This window comes from Paracoccus sp. NFXS7, from assembly GCF_040148865.1.
Taxonomy (GTDB): Bacteria; Pseudomonadota; Alphaproteobacteria; order Rhodobacterales; family Rhodobacteraceae; genus Paracoccus; species Paracoccus marcusii.
In genome coordinates this window covers 74,402-92,400 of sequence record NZ_JAKEKV010000004.1, presented here as the reverse complement: position 1 = coordinate 92,400, position 17,999 = coordinate 74,402, and the positions used below count along the sequence as shown (strand labels likewise).

At 68.2% G+C, this 17,999-nt stretch carries 17 protein-coding genes; 6 read left to right on the top strand and 11 right to left on the bottom strand.

Translation table 11 applies throughout. The features are described 5' to 3' along the window. Positions 1-99: 99 nt before the first annotated feature. From rseP to pyrH, 7 genes are all read right to left on the bottom strand, one after another. On the bottom strand, positions 100-1,422 hold the full coding sequence (gene rseP / locus LZ686_RS08910; RefSeq protein WP_349547549.1) for an RIP metalloprotease RseP: 1,323 nt from the start codon (positions 1,420-1,422) through the stop codon (positions 100-102). Next, positions 1,419-2,570 carry a 1-deoxy-D-xylulose-5-phosphate reductoisomerase gene (gene dxr / locus LZ686_RS08905; RefSeq protein WP_217844505.1) on the bottom strand — a complete coding sequence of 384 codons (1,152 nt, stop codon included), beginning with the start codon at positions 2,568-2,570 and terminating at the stop codon, positions 1,419-1,421. Before dxr ends, rseP begins: the two co-directional genes overlap by 4 nt. Positions 2,571-2,573: 3 nt before the next feature. Continuing rightward, a complete protein-coding gene (locus tag LZ686_RS08900; protein WP_045999414.1) occupies positions 2,574-3,440 on the bottom strand; it encodes a phosphatidate cytidylyltransferase in 867 nt (288 codons plus the stop codon). Next, positions 3,437-4,168, bottom strand: coding sequence for a polyprenyl diphosphate synthase (gene uppS / locus LZ686_RS08895; RefSeq protein ID WP_045999415.1), 732 nt, complete (start codon positions 4,166-4,168; stop codon positions 3,437-3,439). Before uppS ends, LZ686_RS08900 begins: the two co-directional genes overlap by 4 nt. A 7-nt stretch (positions 4,169-4,175) precedes the next feature. After that, positions 4,176-4,739, bottom strand: a complete 564-nt coding sequence (frr, locus tag LZ686_RS08890) for a ribosome recycling factor (RefSeq protein ID WP_045999416.1) — start codon at positions 4,737-4,739, stop codon at positions 4,176-4,178. An 86-nt stretch (positions 4,740-4,825) separates the two neighbouring features. After that, on the bottom strand, positions 4,826-5,623 hold the full coding sequence (locus LZ686_RS08885) for an ion transporter (protein WP_045999417.1): 798 nt from the start codon (positions 5,621-5,623) through the stop codon (positions 4,826-4,828). A gap of 1 nt (position 5,624) precedes the next feature. Next, a complete protein-coding gene (pyrH, locus tag LZ686_RS08880; RefSeq protein ID WP_045999418.1) occupies positions 5,625-6,350 on the bottom strand; it encodes a UMP kinase in 726 nt (241 codons plus the stop codon). Between the two features lie 81 nt (positions 6,351-6,431). On the opposite strand from pyrH, the gene miaA reads away from it, so the two are divergent. Beyond that, entirely contained in the window at positions 6,432-7,325 is an 894-nt protein-coding gene (gene miaA, locus LZ686_RS08875; RefSeq protein WP_349547548.1) for a tRNA (adenosine(37)-N6)-dimethylallyltransferase MiaA, read from the top strand. A gap of 86 nt (positions 7,326-7,411) precedes the next feature. Continuing rightward, the gene (locus LZ686_RS08870; protein ID WP_349547547.1) at positions 7,412-8,464 is read left to right on the top strand and encodes a helix-turn-helix transcriptional regulator; all 1,053 of its coding nucleotides are present in this window, start codon (positions 7,412-7,414) and stop codon (positions 8,462-8,464) included. Positions 8,465-8,530: 66 nt separating this feature from the next. Here the strand turns inward: LZ686_RS08870 and LZ686_RS08865 are convergent, their stop codons facing one another. After that, complete coding sequence (locus tag LZ686_RS08865; protein WP_045999420.1) at positions 8,531-9,274, bottom strand: RlmE family RNA methyltransferase; 744 nt, start codon at positions 9,272-9,274, stop codon at positions 8,531-8,533. Position 9,275: 1 nt separating this feature from the next. Beyond that, the gene (locus LZ686_RS08860) at positions 9,276-10,397 is read right to left on the bottom strand and encodes a Ppx/GppA phosphatase family protein (protein ID WP_042245371.1); all 1,122 of its coding nucleotides are present in this window, start codon (positions 10,395-10,397) and stop codon (positions 9,276-9,278) included. A 118-nt stretch (positions 10,398-10,515) separates the two neighbouring features. Here LZ686_RS08860 and LZ686_RS08855 point away from each other — a divergent pair, with 118 nt between their 5' ends. Then, on the top strand, positions 10,516-11,967 hold the full coding sequence (locus LZ686_RS08855; RefSeq protein WP_139597451.1) for a TrkH family potassium uptake protein: 1,452 nt from the start codon (positions 10,516-10,518) through the stop codon (positions 11,965-11,967). On the opposite strand, the gene LZ686_RS08850 is transcribed toward LZ686_RS08855, so the two are convergent. Beyond that, positions 11,964-13,247: a peptidoglycan-binding domain-containing protein gene (locus LZ686_RS08850; RefSeq protein WP_349547546.1), complete on the bottom strand. Its 1,284-nt coding sequence runs from the start codon at positions 13,245-13,247 to the stop codon at positions 11,964-11,966. The two genes, LZ686_RS08855 and LZ686_RS08850, sit on opposite strands and share 4 nt — an antisense overlap. 107 nt (positions 13,248-13,354) lie before the next feature. On the opposite strand from LZ686_RS08850, the gene LZ686_RS08845 reads away from it, so the two are divergent. Genes LZ686_RS08845 through glyS form a run of 3 tightly spaced genes read left to right on the top strand, consistent with a single transcriptional unit; the run spans position 13,355 to position 17,060 of the window. Continuing rightward, positions 13,355-14,278, top strand: coding sequence for a glycine--tRNA ligase subunit alpha (locus LZ686_RS08845; RefSeq protein ID WP_045999422.1), 924 nt, complete (start codon positions 13,355-13,357; stop codon positions 14,276-14,278). Continuing rightward, positions 14,275-14,751 (top strand): DUF6446 family protein, encoded by a 477-nt coding sequence (locus LZ686_RS08840; protein ID WP_349547545.1) that lies wholly within the window; start codon positions 14,275-14,277, stop codon positions 14,749-14,751. Before LZ686_RS08845 ends, LZ686_RS08840 begins: the two co-directional genes overlap by 4 nt. Beyond that, on the top strand, positions 14,751-17,060 hold the full coding sequence (gene glyS, locus LZ686_RS08835) for a glycine--tRNA ligase subunit beta (RefSeq protein ID WP_349547544.1): 2,310 nt from the start codon (positions 14,751-14,753) through the stop codon (positions 17,058-17,060). Before LZ686_RS08840 ends, glyS begins: the two co-directional genes overlap by 1 nt. Before the next feature lie 147 nt (positions 17,061-17,207). Here glyS and LZ686_RS08830 read toward each other — a convergent pair whose 3' ends face one another. Further along, positions 17,208-17,987, bottom strand: coding sequence for a succinate dehydrogenase iron-sulfur subunit (locus LZ686_RS08830; protein ID WP_045999425.1), 780 nt, complete (start codon positions 17,985-17,987; stop codon positions 17,208-17,210). Positions 17,988-17,999 lie beyond the last annotated feature (12 nt).

The following is a 17,999-nucleotide window of genomic DNA, read 5'->3' as shown; positions in this document are numbered from 1 at the left end:
GGCCCCTCTTGTATCCGCCTGCACGCGCCCGGTTCGGGCTGTCGTTTTGCCTATGGTCTGTAGCCCCATCGGGGCGGGGCTGTCAAAACCGCAAGCGCGTCAAGGGCAGAAAAGATCGTTCGTGAGCCCGAAAATCATCAGTGACAGGACCGCCGCCATGCCGATCGCGGTCAGCAGGTTCAGCGCCTTGTCCGACGGCGGGCGTCCGCGGACGGCCTCGTAGGTGTAGAACATCAGGTGGCCGCCATCCAGCACGGGGATCGGCAGCAGGTTTAGGAACCCGATTGCCGCCGACAGGACCGCGATCCACCACAGGAAGTTGGCGCCGCCCGCGCTGGCTGCCTGACCGGTGCTTTCCGCGATGCTGATCGCGCCGCCCAGGTTGCAGGTGCCGATCTGCCCAGAGATCATCGCCCACATCCCCGTCAGCGACGACGTGATGATCCCCCAGGTCTGCCCGACGCCCAGGCCAAGCGCCTCCAGCGGCCCGGCACTGCGAGTCTGGGGCGAGAAGAAGCTTTCGCCGCCCGTCACCCCGATCAGCCAGCGCTGCTCGAACCCGCCGCCATCGGCGGGCAGGTCCGACAGCTTGGGCGACAGGGTCACGTCCAGCTCTCCGGTGCCGGGGCGCCACAGGCGCAGGGCCAGGGGCCGGCCCTCGGCAGCCTCGACCGCCTCGCGCATCTGGGTAAAGCGGGTGACGGGCTGGCCGTCGATGGCCAGCACCACGTCGCCCGCGCGCATGCCGGCATCGGCCGCGGCACTGCGCGGCGCCACGCCGCCGATGCGCGCCGGCATCGGGTCGGGGCCTGTCACGGTCAGCGTCCGGCCGTCGCGTTCGACCTGCCAGTCCTGCTGCCCGGCCACCGGCAGCGTTTCGGTCAGCGCGCCAATGTCGCGCCAGGTGGCGACCGGCTGGCCGCCAAGGGCCAGGATGCGGTCGCCGGGCTGCAGGTCGTTGACGATGGCGGGCGGCGCCTCGCTGACGGCGCCCACGCGCACCTCGTCCACGGGCAGGCCCTGGACGATCGCGAAGCCCGCGAAGACCAGGATCGACAGCACGAAATTGAACACCGGCCCCGCCAGCAGCGTCGCAAACCGCGCCCACAGCGGCGCGCCCTGCAAGGTCTGGCGGCGCAGGACGGGGTCGACAGCGCGCCCCGGCCCGGCACTGGCCGCGTTGTCGTCGCCCAGGAACCGCACATAGCCGCCAAGCGGCAGCGCCGCGACCTGCCACAGCGTCCCGCGACGATCACGGCGAAAGAACAGGCGCGGGCCAAAGCCCACGCTGAACACCTCCGCCCGGATGCCCGACCAGCGGCCGACGATGTAATGGCCGTATTCGTGGACGGTCACGATGACCGCCAGGGCGGTGACGAAGGCCAGCAGCGTGCCGGCGGTCTGGGCAAAGGCGTCGATCACTGGGCGGCCTTTCGTCGGGCCAGGCCATCCCAATGCAGGACGGCGGGCAGGTCTTCGGGGTCGCGGGCAAAGCCGGGCTGGGCGGACAGCGCCTCCAGCGTGGCCTCGACCCGGGGGGCCATGTCGGTAAAGCGAATGCGCCCGGCGATGAAATCGTCCAGCGCCTGTTCCTTGGCGGCGTTGAAGACCGCGCCGGCGGCCCCGCCCGCGGCCATCACCTCGCGCGCCAGGCGCAGGGCGGGCCAGCGCGTCTCGTCGGGGGCGCGGAAGGTCAGGCTGCCAAGCGCGGCCAGATCCAGCGCGGCCACGGGCAGCGGCCGCCGTTCGGGCCAGTGCAGCGCATAGCCGATCGCATGGCGCATGTCGGGGGCGCCCAGATGGGCTATGGTGCCGCCGTCATGATGGGTGACCATCGCGTGAATGATCGATTCCGGGTGGACCAGAACCTTGATGCGGTCGGCGGTCAGGCCGAAGAACTCCTTGGCCTCGATCACCTCCATCGCCTTGTTGAACATCGAGGCGCTGTCGATGGTGATCCGCTGACCCATTGCCCAGTTCGGATGGGTCGATGCCTCGGCCACCGTCGCGGCCGCCAGCCGCTCCAGCGGCCAATCGCGGAACGCGCCGCCCGATGCGGTGATGGTCACATCCTTGACGGATTCCAGCTTATCGGCCCCAATCGCCTGAAACAAAGCGGAATGTTCACTGTCGACGGGCAGGATCGTGGCACCCGACCGCGCGCCGGTATCCCGCAGCAGCGCGCCTGCGCAGACCAGCGATTCCTTGTTGGCCAAGGCCAGCACACCGCCTTGTGACAGCGCCGCAAGACCCGGCGCCAGGCCCGCGGCGCCGACGATGGCCGACAGGATCCAGTCGGCGGGCCGGTGCGCGGCCTCGATCAGCGCGGCCTCGCCGGCGGCGGCCTGGACGTCGGTGCCGGCAAGAGCGGTCCGCAGGTCGTCCAGCAGTTCGGGATGCGCGGTGACGGCGATCTGGGCGCGCAGATCGCGCGCCATCTGCGCCAGCCGTGCGATGTTGCGCCCGCCGGTCAGGGCCACGACCTGATAGGATTGCGGATCGCGGCGGATCAGATCGACGCCGTTCGCGCCGACCGACCCGGTCGCGCCGAAGATGGAAATGCGTCGCATCGGTCAGTTCACCACGGGCAGTTTCGTCAGAAACCCGATCAGCATGGTCGCCAGGACCGCGCCGGTCACTGCGTCAAAACGATCCATGAACCCGCCATGCCCCGGTATCAGGTTCGAGCTGTCCTTGACTCCCGCGCGCCGTTTCAGCCAGCTTTCGGCCAGATCGCCCATCTGCCCGGCAAGGCAGACGATGGGCGACACCCAGATCAGCGTTGCGTCACCCTGCCCCGCCATCCACAGGATCGCGCCGAACAGGCAGGTGCCGATCCAGCCTGCGATGGTGCCCGACCAGGTCTTCTTTGGGCTGAGCGCGGGCCAGAACTTGGGGCCACCCAGGATGCGGCCAAAGAAATACCCCGCCGTGTCCGAGATGATGATGACCCCCATCAGCCACAGGACAAAGTTCAGTCCGTAATTCTCACGAAACCCAACAAGGCCGAAGGCCACGATCAGGATCGCGATGCCGAAGAGGGTATAGGTCGCGCGGTCGCGCCGTGCCGCGCCCGGCAGGCCCAGCAGGATCGGAACGGCCAGCGCCACCCACGCCCAGGGCATCCCGGTCAGCGCAAAGGCCTGCGACACGCCCGCGATCGCGGCCAGCGCGATGGGGCGCGACCGTCCGAACAGCGTCACGTGCCGCGCCGGGTTGCGCCAGCCGGTCATGGCCGCCAGCTCCCAGAAGGTGATCGCGGAGATGACCGCCATGCCCAGGCGCAGCCACGGTCCCTGCGCCACCGCCAGCATCACGCCGATGCCCAGAAGGACCAGGGTAGACGCCACACGACGCGACAGGTCGCCCCATTTGCCGCCCGACTTGCCGGGACCGCCAGCGCCGGGCACGGACCCGGCGGAATGCCGTGCTGAGGTCATGCGCCCCCAAAGCGCCGGTCGCGCAGGCCGAAGCGGTCCAGGATCGTCGCCAGGTGATCGGGGGTGAAGTCGGGCCACAGGGTCGGCGTGAATTCGTATTCCGAATAGGCCGCCTGCCAGGGCAGGAAGTTCGAGGTCCGCGTCTCACCGGAGGTGCGGATCACCAGGTCGGGATCCGGATGCCCGGCGGTGTCCATGCAATCGGCCAGGTCGGCCTCTGTCGGGTTGATCACGTCGCCGCGGGCGATGCGTTCGGCCAGACGCCCGGTGGCACGGACCAGCTCGTCCCGGCCGCCATAGTTGATGGCGACCGTCAGATTCAGCCGCGTGTTGCCCGCCGTCCGCGCCTCGATCGAGGCCATCAGGTCCTGCAGCTTGCGGTCCAGACGGCCGCGTTCGCCGATGAAGCGCATCCGCACGCCCTCGGCCGACATGTCTTCGGCCTCGCGCTGGATATAGCGGCGAAAGATCTTCATCAGACCCAGAACCTCTTCGGTCGAGCGCTTCCAGTTCTCGGTCGAGAAGGCATAGATGGTCAGCCAGTCCACCCCCAAGTCGGGGCAGGCACGGACGATCTGCTTGACCCGCTCGGCCCCGCGACGGTGACCGACCAGACGCGGCCAGCCGCGTTCGGTGGCCCACCGGCCATTGCCATCCATGATGACCGCGACATGGCGGGGACGGGTCGTCCCCCCAGTTTCGGCAGCTCTCGACAAGCCCCACGCCATCGTCGGATCAGACCTGCATGATTTCGGCCTGCTTGGCCGTCAGCGCCTCGTCGACCGATGCGATCATACGGTCGGTCAGGGACTGGATTTCGGTCTCGTACAGCTTCTGGTCGTCCTCGGGCATGCCGTTGGCCTTGCCCTTCTTGACCTGGTCCATGCCGTCGCGGCGGACGTTGCGGATCGAGACGCGGGCGCTCTCTGCGTATTGCGCGGCGACCTTGGTCAGCTCGCGGCGACGCTCCTCGTTCAGTTCCGGGATCGGCAGCATGATGATCGTGCCGTTGGTCTGCGGATTGATCCCCAGGCCGCTTTCGCGCAGGGCCTTCTCAACCTTGTTGACCATGCCCTTGTCCCAGATGTTGATCGTGACCATGCGCGGTTCGGGCACGTTGACGGTGCCCAGCTGGTTGATCGGGGTCATCTGGCCATAGGCCTCGACCTGCACCGGCTCGATCATCGAGGCCGAGGCCCGGCCGGTCCGCAGGCTGGCGAATTCGCCCCGCAGGCTTTCCATCGCGCCCTTCATGCGGCGCTCCAGGTCGTCAATATCGATCTCGATGTCCTCAGCCATTGTCGGACTGCCTCTGCTTTGAATTTTTTTCGCTTGTAACGGGAATGCCGCAGCTTGGCAAAGCCTTTGCCCGCTTTTCGGCCCCGTCAGGGATCGTTCCGCGGGGGTTCGCCCGCGGACAGCCGCGCCTCGATCTGGGCCAGCCGGGCCAGGACCTCGTCGCGATAGGCCTCGGTCGCAGCGGTGCCTTCCTCCTGGTGGGCCTCCTGCATCGAATTCACGATCAGACCCACCACAAGGTTCATCACCGCAAAGGTGGTGACCAGGATAAAAGGCAGGAAAAACAGCCAGGCGTTCGGGTGAACCTCCATCACCGGGCGCACGATGCCCATCGACCAGCTTTCCAGTGTCATGATCTGGAACAGCGAATAGGCCGAATTGCCCATGTCCCCGAACCAGTCCGGAAAGGTCGGCCCGAACAGCTTGGTCGCCATGACCGAGAAAATGTAGAAAATGATACCCATCAGCAGGAAGACCGACGCCATGCCGGGCAGCGCGGACAGGAATCCCTCGACCACGCGGCGCAGGCGGGGCGTGACCGACACGATGCGCAGCAGCCGCAGGATGCGCATGGCGCGCAGGACCGACAGCCCTTCGGTCGCGGGCAGCACGGCGATTCCCACGACGATGAAGTCGAACACGTTCCAGCCGTCACGGAAGAACCGCAGCCCGCGGGCATAGAGCTTCAGCCCGATCTCGATCACGAAGATCGCAAGGCACACCCGGTCCAGCGCGATCAGCAGCGGGCCGGCCGCCGCCATCACCCGCGGCCAGGTTTCCAGCCCCAGGATCAGCGCGTTGAACAGGATCACGGCCGTGATCACGCCTTGGGCCCGGGGCCCGTGGATGAAGCCGTCGACGCGGCCCCGCAGGCTGGTGGTCATATCAGTTGTGGACCCGCGTATAGGTGCCGCGGCCTTCCAGGATCGACCGGAACCCGCCCGGCGCGTCCAGCGAGAAGACGATGATCGGCAGCTTGTTGTCGCGGGCCAGCGCGATGGCCGATGCGTCCATCACGCCCAGATGCTTCTGCAGCACCTCGTCATAGCTGACATTGCCGTACCGCTTCGCGTCGGCATGCTTGACCGGGTCCTTGTCATAGACGCCGTCGACCTTGGTGCCCTTGAAGATCGCCTCGCAGTTCATCTCCGACGCGCGCAGGGTGGCTGCGGTGTCGGTGGTGAAATACGGGTTGCCGGTGCCGGCGGCAAAGATCACGATCCGCTTCTTTTCCAGGTGGCGGATGGCGCGGCGACGGATGTAGGGCTCGCAGACCTCGTCCATGCGGATCGCGCTGATGACGCGGCAATGCAGGCCGCGGCTTTCCAGCGACGACTGCATGGCCAGCGCGTTCATGACCGTCGCCAGCATGCCCATATAGTCGGCGGTGGTCCGCTCCATCCCCTGGGCGCTGCCCTGCAGACCGCGGAAGATGTTGCCGCCGCCGATGACCATGCAGACCTCGACGCCCATCGCCTGGACGGCCTCGACCTCGCTTGCGATGCGGGCGACGGTGGGCGGATGCAGGCCGTATCCCTGATCGCCCATCAGCGCCTCGCCCGAGATTTTCAGCATCACGCGGCCATATTGCTTGGGGACTTCGGTGGTCATAGGGGGCTCCTGTCGCCGGCTGCTTTCATCGCGCCGTTAAATGTCGCAAAAGGGCTGCCGGATCAACTGCCCGGATCGGCCATGCGTGACCCTGACCTGACACAGATCGACGCCGCCCGCCACCTGCTGATCGCCGGACCCACCGCCAGCGGCAAATCTGCGCTGGCACTGGCGGTCGCGCGGGCACAGGGCGGCACGGTGGTCAATGCGGATGCCCTGCAGGTCTGGTCCTGCTGGCAGGTGCTGACCGCCCGCCCGTCCGCCGCCGACCTGGCACAGGCGCCCCACGCCCTCTACGGACATGTCGCGCCGGGCACCGCCTGGTCGGTCGGCGACTGGCTGCGCCAGGTCGCGGCGCTGCGGGGGCGGCTGATCGTGGTGGGCGGCACGGGGCTGTACCTGACCGCGCTGACCCGCGGGCTGGCGCAGATTCCGCCGACGCCCCCCGCCATCCGCGCCACGGCGGACGCGCGCATCGCGGGCGGTGGTCGGGCCGCGATGGTGGCCGAACTGGACCCCCGCACACGCGCGCAGATCGATCTTGCGAACCCGGTCCGCGTCCAGCGCGCTTGGGAGGTTCTGACCGCCACCGGCCGCGGCATCGCCGATTGGCAGGACGACACGCCCCCGCCCCTGCTGGCCCCCGACGACTGTCAGCGCGTGCTGATCACCAGTGACCGCGACTGGCTGGCGGACCGGATCGCCGCGCGCTTTCACGCGATGCTGGACCAGGGCGCCCTGGAGGAGGTACGCGCGATGCTGCCGCTGTGGGACCCGGCCGCGCAATGGGCCAAGGCCATCGGCGCGCCCGATCTGGTCGCCCACCTGCAGGGTCATGCGACCCTGGCCGAGGCCACCGAACGCGCCATCATCGCCTCACGGCAATATGCCAAGGCGCAGCGGGTCTGGTTCCGCGGCCGAATGCGCGACTGGCAGATGTGGCAGGCGGGCAACGCCGGGCTGATCACGGTTTAATTCCCGGAAACCCATACGGCGTTCATTGAGTTTTCCCACAGATCGGCGATAATCCGCCGATAGGATCCGTGATGTGGGAGGGTGTCATGTCGGTATGGGATCGCTCTGACTGGACCAAGGGGTTTCCATTCACGCCGACCCGGCTGGCGCCACTTGGTCGGGGCATCCGCGGGCAAGGCGGCCAGATCGACGTCAACGGCCCTCACCTGCAGACCGAAGGCACCGCCCCCATGCCCATGCCCGTGCAGCGGGCAAGGGCCGCGGACCGCGTGGCCGTTCCGCAGGCGCTGTCCGTCCGCGTTGCGCCCGCCTCGCACCGGTTCGGGCCGCGGCAGGCCAGCCTTCGCCTGCTGCCTGCAGGCGCCTTCACCTGGGGCGGGCGTGCCGTGCCCGTCCAGCCGCGCACGCGCCCCGACCATGTGCTGATCTGGGTGACCGACGGGCGCATGCGCATCGACTTTCCGCGCAGCGGCGGCATTCTCGTCGCAGGCGACGTCCGCTTCGTCCCCGCCGGAACCGCCTTCGCCGCCCGCCCACTGGACGGGGCAGAGGGTCAGGTGCTATTGATCGCGCCCGAACTGACCGCGCAGGTCGATCCGCCCCTGCCCCGTTCGGTGGTCGCGGGATGCCCGGGCACCGGTGCCGCGCTGCTGTCGGCCACCTTGGCCGAACTGATGGCCGAGGCCGCCCGCAGCCCCGATCACCGCACCCTAGGCTGCTATCTGAACATGCTGTCGCTGCGCCTGTCGCGTCTGGACCCGCCGCGGGATCACCGGACCGATCCCGGCGCGGTCCACACGGATCGCCCGCTGGTCGACCGCTTCCTGGCGCTGGCCGCGGTCGAGATGGGGTCGTGCCGGACCCTGGCCGATCTGGCGCAGGACTTGGGCACCACGCTGACCCATCTGGACCACGCCTGCATCGAGGCGCGGGGCCATCGCGCCATCGACCTGCTGCATGAACTTCGGGTGGACCGCGCGGCCGAACTGCTGCGCCATACCGACCGACCCGTTCCGCGCCTGGCTCAGGACCTTGGCTATGCCAGCCACGCCCATTTCACCCGCGCCTTTGCCGCCGCGACCGGCCGCACGCCCGAGGCGTACCGCAGCCAGATGCGAAACGCCCCACCCCACGATTAGGCTGGGCGCCCAGCAGGGGGTCCGGGGGACGGCCAGTCCCCCGGCGTCGCGGGACGCAAGGGGTGATCAGTCCTCGGCGGGGGTCTCGCGGCCCCTGAACCCGGTGGCCACCACGAATTTCTCGGACGAATCGCTGCGGCTGGCGGGGGGCTTCACGTTCGCGACCTTGGTGAAGTTCTTCTTCAGCATGGTCTGCATGTCGGTCTCGGCACCGCCCGCCAGGACCTTGGCGACGAAAGTACCGCCCGGCTCCAGCACGTCGAAGGCCAGCTGCGCCGCAGCCTCGACCAGCGCCACGATCCGGTTGTGGTCGGTGTTCTTGTGCCCCGACGATGCCGCCGCCATGTCGGACATCACCACATCCGCAGGTCCGCCCAGCCAGGCCTTGACCTTGTCGTCGGCCCCGTCCTCCAGAAAGTCCAGCACGTGGATCTCGGCCCCCGCGATCGGATCGACCTCCTGCAGGTCCAGACCCAGCACCCGCCCGACCTTCTTGCCCGATTTCGTGCCCAAGGCGTTCACGCGGGCCACCGCCACCTGGCACCAGCCACCGGGCGCGCAGCCCAGGTCAAGCACCCGCGCGCCGGGCACTAGAAAGCGGTACTTGTCGTCCAGCTCCAAGATCTTGTAGGCCGCGCGCCCGCGGTAGCCCTCGCGCTTGGCGCGGGCCACATAGGGGTCGTTCAGCTGCCGCTCCAGCCACAGGGTGGAGGACAGCTTGCGCCCCTTGGCCGATTTCACCCGCACGCGCAGATCGCGCGCACCGCGGCCGCTGGTCTTGCCGTCCCGGCTGGTCGGTGTCTTCGTCATCTCATGCCACTCCGTTCAAACCTTCCGGCGCCAGCACCCCATCGCGCACCATCTGGGCATAAAGCAACCCCTCGCGCAGGCCGCGATCCGCGACCGACAGCTTGTTCGTGGGCCAGACCCGCATCAGCGTCTGCAGGATCGCGGCGCCCGACATGATCAGCGCATGGCGTTCGCGCCCGATGCGCGGGTCCGTGCGCCGCCCCTCGGGGCCCAGCTGCAGATAGGAATGGATCACCCGGTCGATCTGGTCGCTGGTCATCTCCAGCCCGTCCACCTTGGTTCGGTCATAGCGGCGCAGGCCCAGGAAACTGGCCGCGACCGTGGTGACCGTCCCTGATGTGCCGATGATCTGGAACCCCTCGTCGGGCGATCCGTCCGCATAGGGGGTGAAATTCGCCAGCGCCTCCTCGAAGAACCACGACATCAGCGCGAAGCGACCCTGGTCGTCCTCGACATCCGCGAACTGGTCGCGCAGCGTCGCGACCCCCAACGGCACGCTGATCCAGTCGACCACGCGGGCGCCGCCCGGCTGCGGGTTCCCGAAACCGTCCGACAGGCGCATGATCGCGCGGGGTCGCTCCTTGGGCTCCACATCCTCCAGGTCGATCCAGACCAGTTCGGTCGATCCGCCGCCGATGTCGACGACCATCAGCGTCTCGGTCTTGTGGCTGACCAGCGGCGCGCAGCTTATGACGGCCAGCCGTGCTTCCTCCTCGGCGCCGATGATCTCGATGGGCAGGCCGGTCTCGCGCCGGATCGTGCGCAGGAAATCGCGGCTGTTGCGCGCGCGCCGGCATGCCTCGGTCGCCACAAGGCGCATGTTGCGCACCTTGTGCTGATCAAGCTTGCGCTTGCAGACCTGCAGCGCGTGCACGGTACGCGCCATCGAGCTGCGGGACAGGCGTCCCGAAGCTTCCAGCCCCTGACCAAGCTGAACCGGCTTGGAGAAGCTGTCGACGACCTGGAACTGACTGCCCGTCGGTCGGGCAATCAGCATCCGGCAAGAATTCGTTCCCAAATCCAAGGCAGCATACAGCGCCCCTTCATCAGGTTGTCGGGTGCCCGACGGCTCGACCGTATTTCTCGGGAACGCGTCCGCACCCGCAGGACGCTTGGGCGTCATAACACACGCCCTCCGATGACAAGTTGAACAAAACGTAACCTGCCATCGGCGACCATTCAAGGGGCCGCGACCGCCGCGGCCACTTGACGGGCGCGCGGGGGCGCGGCAACCAGAAGCGATGATCGACATCCGTCCCGTTGCCCATCCGATCGGCAAGATCCTGACCGCGATCGGTGGCATGATGCTGGCGCCGATGGTGGTCGACTGGTGGCATGGCGACCCGCATTGGATGGTGTTCCTGCAATCGGCGGTGATCACCATGGCGGCGGGCGTCTTCGTCGCGGTGGCGACGGCCGGGCGCTATGACCACCTGTCGCTGCATCAGGCGTTCCTGCTGACGTCGGGGATCTGGCTGGTCCTGCCCCTGTTCGGCGCCCTGCCGTTCATGCTGGGCGCGCCGAACGCGACCTTCACCGACGCGATGTTCGAATCGATGTCAGGCTTCACGACCACCGGCACCACGGTCCTGCCGCAGCTGGATTCGCTGGCGCGCGGCATCCACCTGTGGCGCGCGATCCTGCACTGGGCCGGGGGCCTGGGGATCGTCGTCGTGGCGATGGTCTTCCTGCCGGTAATGAAGGTCGGCGGCATGCAGTTCTTCCGGTCGGAAGGCTTTGACACGCTTGGCAAGGTCCTGCCCCGCGCCGGCCAGATCGCGACCGAGATGACGCAGCTGTACCTGATCCTGACCGGGGCCTGCATCATCACGTATCTGATCCTGGGCCTGACCGGGTTCGACGCCGTCGTCCAGGCGTTCAGCACGATCTCGACCGGGGGCTTCTCGAATTACGACGCCAGCTTCGGGGCGTTCCTGGGGCCTGCGGAATGGGCGTCGTCGGTCTTCATGGTGCTGGCGTCGATCCCGTTCATCCGCATGGTCCAGCTGATGCGCGGCCAGGCGAAACCGCTGTGGCGCGACATCCAGGTGCGCGCCTATCTGCGCTGGATCGGCTATGCCTGCGTGATCATCCTGCTGTACCGCGTCCTGTGGCTGGGCCAGACCGGCCACCCCGAGGAGATGCTGCGGGAGACCGTGTTCAACGTCATCTCGACCTTCTCGGGGACCGGCTTCGCCTCCACCGACGTGACGCAGTGGGGCCATCTGCCGCTGATGATCCTGGTGATCTGCGGGCTGATCGGCGGCTGCACCGGATCGACCGGCTGTTCGGTCAAGGTCTTCCGCTATCTGGTCCTGTTCGAGGCCGTGCGCGCCCAGATCCGCCGGATGCATTCGCCCCACCGCGTCTATCCGCTGCGCTATGACGGCCAGCCGCTGGAACAGGACGTGGTCGATTCGGTCATGGCGTTCTTCACGCTGTTCTTCCTAACCTTCGGCCTGCTGATCGTGGGGCTGTCGCTGACCGGCCTGCACCCGCGCACCGCGCTGACCGCCGCCTGGACCGCCATCGCGAATATCGGCCCCGTCTGGGGCCCCGAGGTGACGCGCAACGGCTCGATCGCGGAATTTCCGACCTCGGCCAAGTGGCTGATGACCGTGGGAATGTTCCTGGGCCGGCTGGAGCTGGTGTCGGTCCTGGTCCTGCTGCTGCCGCGGTTCTGGCGCGACTAGGGCAGCGCGGTGGGCGCGGCGCCGGCATTCGCGCCGGGACCGTGGCGCGTCAGGCTGTCGCTCAGTTCCGCCTGCAGGCGGGTCTGGGTTTCCGCGTCCGACGCCGGCCAGATCAGCACGAAGCCTTCGGCCCGGCCATCGCGGACCCAGCCTTCGGCGGCACCGATATGGGCGTCATTCGCGCCATGCAGGGTCACGTGGCCCGGCTTGACCACGCGGTCGGGCCGGGGCACCCAGCCAAGCGCCGTGACCAGACCGGCCAGATCCAGCAGCTCCTGCTGGCCACCCGGCTGGCTGAACAGGATAAGCGCCGCGCCCGATCCGTCCTTCGGACCATAGATCGACAGCGCCCGTTCGGCCCGGTCGAAGGTCAGCGCGCGCAGGGGGGCGGTGACCGTCAGCCCGGTCGCCGCGTCGACCAGCGGTGCCAGCCCCTGCGCGTCGGCCCAAGCCGCACGGCGTTCCGCCAGCAGCCGCAGCGCCGTGCCCGGATCGGTCGAGGCGCGGGTCTGCGTGATCTCGGCCTGGATCGCGGCGCGGGTGCGGGGACCGTCCTTGCCGTCGATCTGGCCGTCGTAATGCCCCGCCCACCGCAACGCGCGCTGGACCTGGTCCAGCGGCGGCAGGGGTTCGGGCGCGCCGGGCGCGGGCAGGTCCGGGGCCTGGCCCGCGTCCAGCGCCTCGCCCAGATCGGCGGCGCGGGCCAGCATGGCGTCGTCCGGGATCATGTCGGCCTTGGCCAGCACCGGCAGCCAGGCGGCGGCCGCATCGTCGGCCACCGGGCCAAGCGCCACCGCGAACCACCCGTCGGGCAGGCGCCACAGCCCGGCCTCGGGGAAATCGGCCCGGATCCGCGCCAGCGCGGCGCGGGCCTCGGGTTCGGCCTGAACCGATTCCAGCCGCAGATAGGCGTCGGGGGGCGGCGGGGCCACCACAGCCGGGGCCGTCGCCGAAGTATCGCCCACCGGCACCAGCGCGGTCCCCGGCGCGGGCGTGCTGACGAACGCGTCCTGGGGCACCTTGCCGGCCTGCTTCAGCCGCTCCAGCAGGGGCCCGGCGCGATCCTCGGGCAGCGGTCCGATGGCGATCCCCGTCCAGCCGCCCGGCAGGGCCAGCGTCACGACCCCGTCGAACCGGTCGGCCCATCCCTGCGCCGCCAGCGCCGCCGCCTGGGGATCGCGTTTGGCCTCCAGACGGATCACCGCGCCCTGGGCCAGCGCCGCACCGGGCAGCGCCCCCGCCAGGACCAATCCCATCACCAAGCGCAAAGGCGTCGTCATCCTGTCCATCCTGTCGCGGGTGTCCCCCCGCCGTCGGGCCTTCATTGACCCTGTTGCATCGCGCGCCTAGAAGACGCCTTGCCCGATCTACGCAAAAGGATGGCCCGATGACCAGCCCCAACCGACCCCGCAGTTTCCAGGAGATCATCTTGGCGCTGCAGACCTATTGGGCAGGCCAGGGCTGCGCCGTCCTGCAGCCCTATGACATGGAGGTGGGCGCCGGGACGTTCCACCCCGGGACCACGCTGCGCTCTCTTGGATCGCGGGCCTGGGCCGCGGCCTATGTCCAGCCGTCGCGCCGCCCCACCGATGGCCGGTACGGAGAGAACCCCAACCGCCTGCAGCACTACTATCAGTTCCAGGTCATCATCAAACCGTCGCCCCCCGACCTGCAGGAGCTGTATCTGGGCAGCCTGCGCGCCATCGGCCTGGACCCGATGGTCCATGACGTCCGCTTCGTCGAGGATGACTGGGAATCGCCTACGCTCGGCGCATGGGGCCTGGGCTGGGAGGTCTGGTGCGACGGCATGGAGGTCAGCCAGTTCACCTATTTCCAGCAGGTCGGCGGTCATGACTGCCGCCCCGTCTCCGGAGAGCTGACCTATGGCCTGGAACGCCTGGCCATGTACGTGCTGGGCGCGGAACACGTGATGGACATGCCCTTCAACGACCCGGACAGCCCGATCGCGCTGACCTATGGCGACATCTTCCGCCAGACCGAACAGGAATACTCGCGCTGGAACTTCGACCAGGCCGACACGGACATGCTGTTCCAGCATTTCAAGGACGCCGAGGCTGAATGCGCCCGCATCCTGGCCGCCGACCGCACCGACGGCGCGGGCCGCACCATCCCGATGGCGCATCCCGCCTATGACCAGGCGATCAAGGCCAGCCACCTGTTCAACCTGCTGGACGCGCGCGGCGTGATCTCGGTCACGGAACGCCAGGCCTATATCGGCCGGGTTCGGGCGCTGGCCAAGGGCTGCGCCGATCTGTTCCTGACCACCGATGCGGCGGGGTCGCCCGCGTGAACTGGGGCAAGGTCGCGGCGCTGGCCCTGCTGGGCAGCACCATCGCCGCGGGCGCGGGCATGTGGTACGCGCAGGAATACCTGTACTATGACCCGATCGACCCGACCGGCCTCGATGCCGCCATTGCGGTGACCACCCCCGCCGGCGAACGACCCCTGACCCTGACCGGGTTCGAGGGGATCGATGCCGACAGCAGCCCGCTGCGCTGGCGGGCCTGCGCCACGGTGGACACGGTTCCCACCGACGCCCTGCCCTTCGACGGCGCCACGCCCCTGAACGCGCCCGGCTGGTTCGCCTGCTTCGACGCGGCGCGGATCGGCGGCGACCTGGAAAGCGGCGCCGCCCGCGCCGTGCTGTCGGTCAGCGAGATCCGCCCCGACGTGGACCGCGTGCTGGCGATCTATCCCGACGGCCGCGTCTACGGCTGGCACCAATACAACGACAAGACCCCGGAACGCGGAGTGATGGACTGATGCCCGACCTGCTGATCGAGCTTTTCTCGGAGGAAATTCCCGCCCGCATGCAGGCCCGCGCGCGTGAGGACCTCAAGCGCCTGGTGACCGATGGCCTGGTTCAGGCCGGCCTGACCTATGCCAGCGCCGGTGCCTTCAGCACGCCGCGCCGCCTGGCTCTGGCGGTCGAGGGCCTGACCGCCGCCAGCCCCACCACGCATGAGGACCGCAAGGGCCCCCGCACCGACGCCCCCGATGCCGCGCTGGAGGGCTTTTTGCGCTCCACCGGGCTGACCCGCGACCAGCTGCAGGCCCGCGACGACAAGAAGGGACAGGTCTGGTACGCCACCGTCACCAAGCCCGGCCGCCCCGCCGCAGACATCGTGGCCGAGGTGCTGGAGGCGACGATCCGCAATTTCCCCTGGCCCAAATCCATGCGGTGGGGGACGGGCGGCCTGCGGTGGGTGCGCCCGCTGCATTCGATCCTGTGCATCCTGTCGGACGAGGCCGGCGCGACCGTCGTGCCGCTGACCGTCGACGGCATCGCGGCGGGCAACACCACCCGCGGCCACCGATTCATGGCGCCAGACGCGTTCACGGTCAGCGGCTTTGACGACTATGCCGCCAAGCTGCGCCGCGCCCGCGTGATGCTGGACACCCAGGAGCGCGCCGCCGAGATCCGGTCGCAGGCCGACAACCTGGCCTTTGCCCGCGGCTGGCAGATCGTCCCCGACGACGCCCTGCTGGCCGAAGTCGCGGGCCTGGTCGAATGGCCCGTGCCCCTGATGGGCGTGATCGAGGACCGCTTCCTGGCCCTGCCCCCCGAGGTGCTGCAGACCTCGATGAAGGAGCATCAGAAGTTCTTCTCGGCCCGCAATCCGTCAACGGGCCGGATCGAAGGGTTCGTGACCGTCGCCAACATCCAGACGCCCGACGACGGCGCGACGATCCTGGCCGGCAACCAGCGCGTCCTGGCCGCGCGCCTGTCGGACGCGGCCTTCTTTTGGGAAAACGACCTGCGCGAGGCGAAATCGGGCATGGTGGCCTGGGCCGCGGGCCTGTCCTCGGTCACCTTCCACAACAAGCTCGGCTCGCAGGCCGACCGGATCGAACGCATCGCGGCCCTGGCCCGCGAAATCGCTCCCTTGGTCGGCGCCGATCCCGATCAGGCCGAACGCGCCGCGCGCCTGGCCAAGCTGGACCTGCGCTCGGCCATGGTCGGAGAGTTCCCCGAACTGCAGGGCACGATGGGCCGCTACTACGCGCTGGAGGCCGGCGAACCCGAGGCCGTCGCCGACGCCGCCCGCGACCACTATTCGCCCCTTGGTCCCTCCGACGCGGTTCCGACCGCGCCCGTCTCGGTCGCCGTGGCGCTAGCCGACAAGATCGACACGCTGGCGGGTTTCTGGTTTATCGCGGAGAAGCCGACTGGTTCAAAGGACCCCTATGCACTCCGGCGAGGAGCATTAGGAGTCATCCGCCTCATCAATGCAGGAAACTGGCAAATCAATCTGGTTCCCCTGTTTGAGTTGGCTCTTGCACCATTCTACCAACGTCAAATTGGGTTGGAGATGGATGCCGGCGCCAAGCACTATGAGGAAGTCCTGAATAGTCTTGGACTGGCTACGTCTACTCAAACCGAACGAGAAAATGCTGTTGCGGCGCTTAGGCTGCTAGCCAAAGAGAAGCTGCCCACCCTCTTGAGGAAAGAAACCACGCGAATACCGCTGGATGATTTCTGGAGCCTGTCGGACGGGACGCGCCTAAAGCACAAGGATTCTTATTCGGTCTTTGATGAGGATAGTGCTGACCTCCTGTCCTTCCTCCACGACCGCCTCAAGGTCTATCTGCGAGATCAGGGCATCCGCCACGACATCATCGACGCGGTGCTGGCGCAGGAGGGCAGCGACGACCTCGTGCAGGTGGTGAACCGCGCCACCGCGCTGAATGCCATGCTGGCGACAGAGGACGGCAAGAACCTGACCCAAGGCCTGAAACGCGCCGGAAACATCCTGGCGCAGGCCGAGGAGAAGGACGGCGTCGAATACAGCTTCGGCGCCGACGTCAAGTTCGCCGAGACGGACCAGGAACGCGCCCTCTTCACTGCGTTGGACACCGCCGAACCGGCGATCCGCCACGCGATGGCCAGGCAGGACTTCCCCGCAGCCATGACCGCCATCGCAGCCCTGCGCACGCCGATCGACGCGTTCTTCGAGGCCGTGCAGGTCAACACCGGCAGCCAGATCGTCCGGCGCAACCGCCTGAACCTGCTGTCCCGCATCCGCGAAGCCGGTCGCCAGATCGCCGACTTCACCCGCATCGAAGGCTAAAGCCCCACCAAACGAAAACGGCCCGGAGATTGCTCTCCGGGCCGTCTTTGTATGTCCGCCCTGCCGCAGGGGAGCCCGACGGGACGGCACGTCCCCTCGGCGGGGGGTGCGGGGGGCTGGCCCCCCGCCCGCCGTCGCGGGACGCAGTCAGACCGCGCGTTCCACCATCATGTGCTTGATCGACGCGATGGCCTTGGCGGGGTTCAACCCCTTGGGGCAGGTGTTGGTGCAGTTCATGATCGTGTGGCAGCGGTACAGCTTGAAGGGATCCTCCAGCTCGTCCAGACGCTCGCCCGTGGCTTCATCGCGCGAGTCGATGATCCAGCGATAGGCGTGCAGCAGCGCGGCCGGCCCCAGGTACCGATCGCCGTTCCACCAATAGGACGGGCAGGCCGTCGAACAGGAGGCGCACAGGATGCACTCGTACAGACCGTCCAGCTTCTTGCGGTCCTCAATCGACTGCTTCCACTCCTTGCCGGGGGTCGGCGTCTTGGTCTGCAGGTAGGGGTTCACGGACGCGTGCTGCGCATAGAAATGCGTCAGGTCCGGCACCAGGTCCTTGACCACCGGCATGTGCGGCAACGGATAGATCGCGACGTCGCCCTTGACCTCGTCGATGCCGAAGATGCAGGCCAGCTTGTTGCCGCCGTCGATCACCATCGCGCAGGACCCGCAGATCCCCTCGCGGCAGGACCGGCGGAAGGACAGGGTCGGGTCGATCTCTGCCTTGATCTTGATCAGGGCGTCCAGCATCATCGGCCCGCACTTGTCCAGATCGACGAAATACGTGTCCAGACGCGGATTCTCGCCAGTCTCGGGGTCCCACCGGTAGATCTTGAACTTCTTGACGTTGGTTGCGCCCTCGGGCTTGGGCCAAGTCTTGCCGACGCGGATCTGACTGTTCTTGGGCAGGGTGAACTGGACCATGGGTAGCTCCTT

Bases quoted from the DNA above. Each gene is read 5' to 3' on its own strand.
- dxr (WP_217844505.1), bottom strand. From the start codon at position 2,570: ATGCGACGCATTTCCATCTTCGGCGCGACCGGGTCGGTCGGCGCGAAC.
- LZ686_RS08900 (WP_045999414.1), bottom strand. From the start codon at position 3,440: ATGACCTCAGCACGGCATTCCGCCGGGTCCGTGCCCGGCGCTGGCGGT.
- uppS (WP_045999415.1), bottom strand. From the start codon at position 4,168: ATGGCGTGGGGCTTGTCGAGAGCTGCCGAAACTGGGGGGACGACCCGT.
- frr (WP_045999416.1), bottom strand. From the start codon at position 4,739: ATGGCTGAGGACATCGAGATCGATATTGACGACCTGGAGCGCCGCATG.
- LZ686_RS08885 (WP_045999417.1), bottom strand. From the start codon at position 5,623: ATGACCACCAGCCTGCGGGGCCGCGTCGACGGCTTCATCCACGGGCCC.
- pyrH (WP_045999418.1), bottom strand. From the start codon at position 6,350: ATGACCACCGAAGTCCCCAAGCAATATGGCCGCGTGATGCTGAAAATC.
- miaA (WP_349547548.1), top strand. From the start codon at position 6,432: ATGCGTGACCCTGACCTGACACAGATCGACGCCGCCCGCCACCTGCTG.
- LZ686_RS08870 (WP_349547547.1), top strand. From the start codon at position 7,412: ATGTCGGTATGGGATCGCTCTGACTGGACCAAGGGGTTTCCATTCACG.
- LZ686_RS08865 (WP_045999420.1), bottom strand. From the start codon at position 9,274: ATGACGAAGACACCGACCAGCCGGGACGGCAAGACCAGCGGCCGCGGT.
- LZ686_RS08860 (WP_042245371.1), bottom strand. From the start codon at position 10,397: ATGACGCCCAAGCGTCCTGCGGGTGCGGACGCGTTCCCGAGAAATACG.
- LZ686_RS08855 (WP_139597451.1), top strand. From the start codon at position 10,516: ATGATCGACATCCGTCCCGTTGCCCATCCGATCGGCAAGATCCTGACC.
- LZ686_RS08850 (WP_349547546.1), bottom strand. From the start codon at position 13,247: ATGACGACGCCTTTGCGCTTGGTGATGGGATTGGTCCTGGCGGGGGCG.
- LZ686_RS08845 (WP_045999422.1), top strand. From the start codon at position 13,355: ATGACCAGCCCCAACCGACCCCGCAGTTTCCAGGAGATCATCTTGGCG.
- glyS (WP_349547544.1), top strand. From the start codon at position 14,751: ATGCCCGACCTGCTGATCGAGCTTTTCTCGGAGGAAATTCCCGCCCGC.
- LZ686_RS08830 (WP_045999425.1), bottom strand. From the start codon at position 17,987: ATGGTCCAGTTCACCCTGCCCAAGAACAGTCAGATCCGCGTCGGCAAG.